Below are 7,451 nucleotides of genomic sequence, written 5' to 3'. Positions count from 1 at the left end.
GCTGGGCGCGAGCGTGGCCGCCGTGTGGGGTGTCAGCCTGGGAATGTTGTTTTGGCGCAAAAAAGACTTGCACGGGGCATGCATCGCCATCCTGGCCTGGCACATGCATTCGGTGGGCGCGGCGCGGGGGTTCCTGCGCCCGGCCCGCGATCCGCAAATAGCCATTCCGGCATGCTTGTTAAGCGATCGGTAACGTGATAATCAAAGTAACTTTCGGTGATTTGTAAGTTTCTTCTTGGAAAAACCATTTAAAGTCGCGCAAAATTTCCCCTGATCCGCCTGATACAGGCGCGGCCACTACTATATTGCAGCGTTTGGCGAGCCGCATTGCGGTTTGCCAGCCTTTTAATATATCTCCCGGCAATAAATAGTTCTCTGTATTTTCTTTATTTCACGCAATGAAAATAGGCAAAACTTACGCCGCGATCAGGTGTAATATCCACTCGCAAACGGGATTTTAGCGAGGATTTTGAATTAAATAGCAATATTTTCGTAGAAGTTAGAAATAAATGCAAGAATTTCTAGAATTTCCCAGCCATATTATTTTGTTATCTATATTAGTTACCCAGGGGGGATTATGAATTTCAATGTTGCATCAATTTTGCGTGGCGTCCTGTTACTGGGTTGCGGCATCGCCGCGCCCAGCTATGCCGATTGGGCGACCTCGCCATTGGCACGGGTGACACGTGCTGCCCCCGCGAATGCGCAGATCCAGGCACAGAATCCACCGAGCTTTTCCTGGGCCATGCATCCCAGCAATCCCGCCGCGTATGTGCTGGAAATTCGCCGCACCGACCTGGCTGGCGCACCGCTGCAAACCTTTACCACGGACCGCACCTGGTATCTGCCGCTCGCCGCCCTGGCGCCCGGCGCCTATTCCTGGCGCGTGCGGCCGTCGACCACCACCGACTGGTCGACGGCACGGCCATTCTATGTCGATGCCAGCGCTTCCAAGCCATTCCTCGTGCCCGATACCGCCGCCCTGAAGGCGCGCATCGCGCAGCGCGCGCATCCACGCGGCCTGGCCGGGGACATTGCCAAGGTTAAATGGAGTGCGGCCAAGCAGGCCGAACGCAACCCGGCCGTGAATGTGCTCGTCGGCCAGGTGCAATGGCGCGCCAAGAGCATTCCCATCTACAAGGATTCGGACTGGCCGCTGGTCACCTCGGGCGCCATGACGGCGGCTGGCAACGTGCAGGTGTCGCAGATCCGCTGGGCCATGGGCGACGTGACGCGCCAGCTGGAAGCGGCCGCCTTGCTGTGGCGCGTGACGGGCGACCGCCAGTACCTGAACGAAGCGGTGACGCGCGGCGGGCAGCTGGCGGCGCTGTCGCCCACCGGCCCGACCAGCCTGGCCAATTCCGACCAGGAAAATCGCCTGATTGCGCTGACGCTGGCCAAGGCCTTCGATTTCCTGGGCAGCGACCTGGACAGCGCATCGCGCGCCAGCTGGCTGAAGGCGATCGAGGGACGCACCGCGCCCATCTATGATTCGCTGAAGGTGAGCAATGGCATCCTCGACCAGTATCCCTTCGATTCGCACGGCGTCGTGGCGCAAGGCTATGTGGCGTTGATTTCCGCGCTGACCCTGGGCGATATTCCCGCCGCCGAGAAGTGGTTTGATTTCTCGTTCCGCGCCTATGTTAATTCGATCTATATCTGGAGCGGCCCGGAAGGCGGCTTTGCGAACGGCACCAGCTATGGCCAGCACATGGCCCTGACGTCCCTGTTTGTCTGGCAGCCGCTGGCCAACGCCACCGGCGTGAACCTGTTCGAGAAACCGTGGAGCGCCGGCTTCCTGCGAATGTTCATGTACTTCCAGCCGCCAGGTTCGCCCACGCACGTGTTTGGCGACGAGCATGAGACAGCGCCGATCCCCACGGAGCTGAAAGGCTTTGCCTCGCGTCTCGCTTCGCCCGAAGCGGCATGGTATGTACGCAACCTGGTGGGCGAGGAAGATGCGCTGACCCTGGCGCAAGCGCCATGGCCTCTGCCGGTGGCGTCCGTCACCACGGCAACGCCGCCGCCGAATGCGGCGCTGTTCTCCAGCATCGGCTGGGTGGCGATGCACAGCAGCCTGGCGCTGCGCGACCGCACCTCCGTGTACTTCAAATCGAGCCCGTATGGCTCCTTCAATCACAGCCATGCCGACCAGAACAGCATCGTGCTGGTGAGTGGCGGCCGGCCGCTGCTGACGGAAGCCGGCTGGTACGACTGGTATGGTTCGCCGCTGTGGAATGACTGGTATCGCCAGACCAAGGCGCATAATGCGGTGACGTTTGACGGCGGCAAGGGACAGCTGGCCGTGGGCTTCGATACTTTGCTCAGCCGCAATGGCAAGATCAATTCCTTCGCCACCACGCCTGGACTCGACTATGCCGAAGGCGATGCCACGGCCGCCTTTGACGGTGCGCTGACGCTGAACAAGCGGCAACTCTGGTACCTGCGCGGCACTGACGTGCTGGTCGTGCGCGACACACTGGCGTCGGCCACGGCGCGCGCGTTCGAGTGGAACATGCATGCGATCGTGCCGATGACGGTGGCAACGGATGGCGGCGTCGTCATCCAGAATGCCGACCGCAATGTCTGCATCAGTTCTGTCACGGGCGACACCACCTTCGTCAAGAAGACGGGCGGCGCGTCGAAAACCGGCACGTACGAAGATCACGCCGCCTTCGTGAAAAAGCCCGCCACCAGCGCCGAGTTCCTGGTGGTGCTCGATGTGGGCTGCAAGAAGCCGAAAATCTCGCTGGTGCCAACGGCAACGGGCCGCAGCCTGACTGTCGGCACCTTCTCGATGGCCTTGCCAAAATAAGCAGTCGCATCTTCTGACGCGAACGGCGGCACCCCGGTGCCGCCGTTTTTTTTGGGCTATGCCACCGCCAGACAGGGGAAACCCGTGAATTGCAGGCTGGCCCTGTAGGCTGACGCTACGCACCAGACCAGCAAGGGGCCGGCCAGGCAAGCAGCGCAGTGGAAAATCTTCATCGCCCGACTTCCCCTATTGATCATGGCGTGGCGACGCGTTGCCTGCCGGATTGTCCAGCCTGGCGCTGGATGGTCGATGCCCGGCGCATCCCGTCGCCGGAAACAATGTGGACAGCAACGCCGGGCGATTTCCCGCACTTGGCGCTGCCATCGCTTTTTTCATCTGCCGCGAAGGCCTACCAGTTGTACGGCTTGTGCAAGCCGCTGCGGATGGCCAGCTTGCGCACGCTGCGCCTGGCGCGCAGCAGGGCGAACTTGAGGGCGCTGTCGGCCTGGCGCCAGCCGCGGTAGCTCCAGAAGGTATAGCTGTAGCGGTGGCCGGAATTGCCGTCGAGGCGGCCCGTGCTGGCGAACCAGGCGCGGTATTGCGCGTCATCCATGCCCGCAAACGGCGTGCGTTCGCGCAGCTGGGCGTCATCGCCGGCCGCTGCCGAGCCTTCGCGCGTCAGCCGTCCCTCTTGCGGGTGATAGCGCAGCCAGTGTGCCGTCACGCCGTCGTCCGCGACAGCCAGCACCAGCTGTTCGCAGACATACGGCGTCTTGTAGTGCAGCAGGCGGCCCCGGTATTGCGTCTGCGGCAGGATGGCGTTGCCCAGCGAATAGGCGATGGCGCCATGCCGGTAGCGTTCATAGCCTTGCACCACATGCGGATGGTGGCCGATGACCAGGTCCGCGCCCGCATCGATCGCCTGGCGCGCCCACTCGCGGTCGGCCGGCTGGGGAAAGCGCGCCAGTTCATAGCCCCAGTGCAGGAATGCCACCAGCTTGGCGGCCGGAAATTGCTGGCGCAAACGGGCCAGCATGGCGAGCGCCGCGGCAGGACCGAAGGGCATGGCGCTGTCCTGGCTGCCTTCCGTGCCCGGCTCCGGCAAGGCGGAGCAGGCGCCGAACAGGATGTACTGCGTGCCCGCCACCTGCAGCTCGCAATGCGGCAAGGCGCGCGTGCCGAAGGCGGCGATGCCGTTCGCGTCCAGCATCTGCCGCGTGTGCGCCAGGCCGCCCTTGTAGTCGGAGATATGGTTGTTGGCCAGGCCGCAGGCGCGCACATTGAGCTGGCGCAGGATGCCGGTGGCCGAGGCATCCGAATACAGGTTGAATTTGTAGTCATTATTGACTGCGCATTCCTGCGCGGGCCCGGCCAGCAGCGCGCCCTCGAGATTGACGACCATGGCCGCGCCATCGGCGAGTTCCCGCAGCGCTTGATAATCGAGGATGTCTGCTTGCGGCCAGGCAAGATCACCGGCGAACAGTAATGTCATGCTGAAACTTTCATGGTTGATCGTAGGCTGCCAGCAGCCGGCTGATCGCTTGTTCGGTGGAAAACAAATCCTGCGTGCGCGCCATGGCCGCGCTGGATGCCGCTTGCCAGCGCCCGCCGGCGCACCAGGCTTGCACGGCGTCGGCATAGTCGGCGGCGCTGGCGTCGAGGGGCAGAATTTGCCCGGTGTCGCCGATCACGGAACGGTTGAAGCCATTCTCGGACGCCAGCGGCATGCAGCCCATGCCCATCGCTTCCGTCAGGGCGTTCGAATGGCCTTCGCCCTTGTGGCGCGTGGGAAACAGGAAAAAGTGCGCATTGCCGAATTCGGCCAGCACTTGCTCTGACGACAGGGGGCCGGGCCAGCGCACGGCGCAGTCGCCGTATTCCTCGCGCAATTGGTCCACCAGGGCCGCCGGACCTGGGCCGGCCACCGTCAGACTGCAGTCGACGCCCCGCTGCGCCAGCAGGCGTGTTGCCTCCAGCACCGTGCGTATGCCTTTTTCCAGCGTGATGCGTCCCGCATACACGAGGCGCACGGGACCCGTGCCGGGCGCGCCGAGCGTGCGCGCGGGCAGCTTGCCCGCGCTGATATGGTTGGGCAGGTAAAACGCCGGCTTGCCAGTGGTTTGCCGGACGAAGTCCGCGTATTCCATGCCTTCGATCATGACGATGTCGGCCCGCCGCAGCAGGTGGCGGAACAGCCAGCGGTACAGCGCGCCATAGCGCGCATAGTAGCGCAGCATGGAACCGGCGCGGATGTCGTACACGGTGCGCAGTCCCATGGTGCGGGCGCGGCGCAGCAGCAGTATTTCAGGCAAGACAAATTGTTTGTACAGTCCCGTCAAATGCAGCAGCTGCCCTTGATGCTGCGGCAGCTCGCGCAGCAGGCTGGCAAAGCCCAGCACATATGCCGGCAGTTTTTTCCATGGCTTGCCGGTGGGCTGCGGGTAATACAGCTCGTCGACCGTGCGGTCCTGTCCGCGCAGCGCATCGATGCTGCGCCGGTTGCACGCCTCATAGCCGCCATTGGGCGCCTGTCCTGGCCGGGGGATGGGGCCGCAAAAGAGGATTTTTTTCATCATGCGTTCATCGCTCTGCTTAAAAAAGACGGCGGGGCGCCGCCGCGTCCTGGCCCTGCCGCTTCACCGGCGCGCTCCAGGCCATTCCTGGGAAACCCATTTGTATTTGCCGCTAGGCATCAGGGGGATATCCTCGACCAACTGGATGCTGACCGAGATCCTGTCGCTGATATAGCGCTGGAAGTTGCTTTCCAGCGCCACCGTGTCGGCCTCCGCATAGCCGGCTTCCGGCACGATGCGCACGACCCAGGTGCCGGGTCCCGTTTGCGCGACCTGCGATTTGCGGATATGCGCCAGTCCCTTGAAGGCAAACGTCACGATGCTGGCGCTGACGGCGGTGCCTTCGCTGTCATACAGCTGGTCTTCCACCTTGCCCGAGGACAGTTCGATGCGCGCGGCGTGCCTGCCACAGGGGCACTCGCCCGGCAGCCAGCGCGCGCGGTCGCTGAGGCGGTAGCGCAGCAGGGGCATGACGTGATTGTGCAAGGTGGTGCCGACGACATGGCCGAAATCGCTGGTGGGCTGGTTGTCGTCGTCGAGAATTTCAACCAGGGAGTACTCGGGCTGTACATGGTAATAGCCCGCTTCGCACTGGGCGGCGAAGGCGACGCGCTCGGCCATGCCATAGGTGTCGAACACACGGCAGCCGAAGGCGCGCTCGATCTGTTCGCGCTGCAGGGGGAACAGGGGTTCCGAGCCGGTGATGACGGCTGGCAGGCGCAAGGCATGGCCGAGGCGCTCGGCGTGGCGCGCGAGGTCAAAGCAGGCCGACGGGTAGGCGCGCAGGATGGCGGGCCGGCTGGCGGCGATGGCATCGAGTATGGCTTGCGCCGTGCTCGCGGATAAATGTCTTGTGGAAATAAACAACTGCTTGCCGAACGGGTCCTGATGCCAGTAGGGCGCTTGCCGCTGGCCTGGCGCGCAGACCTGGTCGCCACGCACCACGGCTTGCTGCGCGCCGTGCGTGTAGCCGGCCCATTGCCATGCCTGCAGGTGGAAGGCTTCTTCCCACATGACCGAATCGAGGCTGCGGAAGACTTCCAGGGGCGTGCCCGAGGTGCCGCTGGTTTTTCCCGCCGGCCACCAGGGACGCCGTTTGCCTGCGCGCGGGTACAGCGTGGCGCGGCCGTTCAGCAAGTCCTGCTTGTCGAGCACGGGATAATGCGTGCGCAGCCAGGCCAGCGGATCGGCATCGGCCGGCGGCAGGGCGATGGCGGCATAGCGTGGCAGCTGGCGCCGGGCGGCGGCCAGGGTGGCGCGCAGCAGCGTTGCCTGGCGCGCCAATTGCTGCGGTGCGCTGGCGTGTTCCCGCGCCTGCAGGCCGGCGGCGCGGCGCAGGACGAACGGATTACGTCTGATTAAATGGCGAAGCAGAAATAAGATGTTTTTACGGCCATTCGACAGCATAGATAGGCTTTTCAAGAAAAATCGTCATTGCCGCGCCCTTGCATGCATGCAAGCATGCTGCGGCGCGGCCAGGCGTGGCTATTTGCTCATGTTAGCGTATTCGCCTGGTTTATTACGGTACTATTTATATCAGTGCGATGCAGGTGTTTTCGGCCCACTGTTGCCGCCAGCATGCAGCGCGGCTGGCGCATGGGCGGCACGCATGTCCGCAGCGGCCCTGTCAGAGCCGCGTCACAGCCACATCATAGTTTATTTTCAATGTAATTGTCCAAATTACATTCTTGCAGAACGCGGGTGCCGCGCCGGCATTGCTCTGCGGCGCGCATGCTTCCACGGGGGTACGCCAGGTTTTTTTCGCGGCTGGCCCTGCACAAAAATGCTGCGCTGCGATTGACAAGCGTGGCAGCGAATGCAATCATTGTGTTGTTTTGACATTATTTTCTTTTGGCTGTGTTGCGTGGACAGCATGTATTTTGCGTAATACTGTGTCGCTGGCATGAATTAAGTGGAATCCTGGAGGTTGTGGATGGATGTATTGCTGGACAAGGCAGCCGCGGCAGGGTGCTTGCGTGACTGACGCCGGGGCAGCGATGATGGCGGCCCCGCGCAAGCGTGCCGGCCGCCTCAGATGGTTGTGGAACCGGCTGCGCTGCATGCCGCCGGGCGAACCGTTCTACCGTTTGCGCCAGGCGGGCATCGCGCGCCTGCTGCGCCAT

At 63.0% G+C, this 7,451-nt stretch carries 4 protein-coding genes and 1 pseudogene; 2 read left to right on the top strand and 3 right to left on the bottom strand.

Going from position 1 to position 7,451, the window contains the following annotated elements:
* Both JaAD80_RS31260 and JaAD80_RS23900 read left to right on the top strand, forming a co-directional pair.
* Positions 1-193: pseudogene (locus JaAD80_RS31260) on the top strand (family 2 glycosyl transferase); the annotation flags it as partial.
* A gap of 384 nt (positions 194-577) precedes the next feature.
* Entirely contained in the window at positions 578-2,815 is a 2,238-nt protein-coding gene (locus tag JaAD80_RS23900) for a heparinase II/III family protein (protein WP_258003150.1), read from the top strand.
* Between the two features lie 349 nt (positions 2,816-3,164).
* On the opposite strand, the gene JaAD80_RS23895 is transcribed toward JaAD80_RS23900, so the two are convergent.
* The 3 genes from JaAD80_RS23895 to JaAD80_RS23885 all read right to left on the bottom strand — a co-directional run bounded on the left by JaAD80_RS23895 (position 3,165) and on the right by JaAD80_RS23885 (position 6,750).
* The gene (locus tag JaAD80_RS23895; protein ID WP_180979563.1) at positions 3,165-4,247 is read right to left on the bottom strand and encodes a CapA family protein; all 1,083 of its coding nucleotides are present in this window, start codon (positions 4,245-4,247) and stop codon (positions 3,165-3,167) included.
* 10 nt (positions 4,248-4,257) lie between these two features.
* Positions 4,258-5,328, bottom strand: coding sequence for a glycosyltransferase family 4 protein (locus JaAD80_RS23890; protein ID WP_180979562.1), 1,071 nt, complete (start codon positions 5,326-5,328; stop codon positions 4,258-4,260).
* 63 nt (positions 5,329-5,391) lie between these two features.
* A complete protein-coding gene (locus JaAD80_RS23885) occupies positions 5,392-6,750 on the bottom strand; it encodes a phenylacetate--CoA ligase family protein (protein ID WP_146012510.1) in 1,359 nt (452 codons plus the stop codon).
* Positions 6,751-7,451: the final 701 nt, after the last annotated feature.

The sequence above is a fragment of the Janthinobacterium sp. AD80 genome (assembly GCF_002878455.1).
Classification (GTDB): Bacteria; Pseudomonadota; Gammaproteobacteria; order Burkholderiales; family Burkholderiaceae_D; genus Janthinobacterium.
Note: the sequence above shows the minus strand (reverse complement) of the source record. Positions and strands in the feature narration are given on the sequence as shown.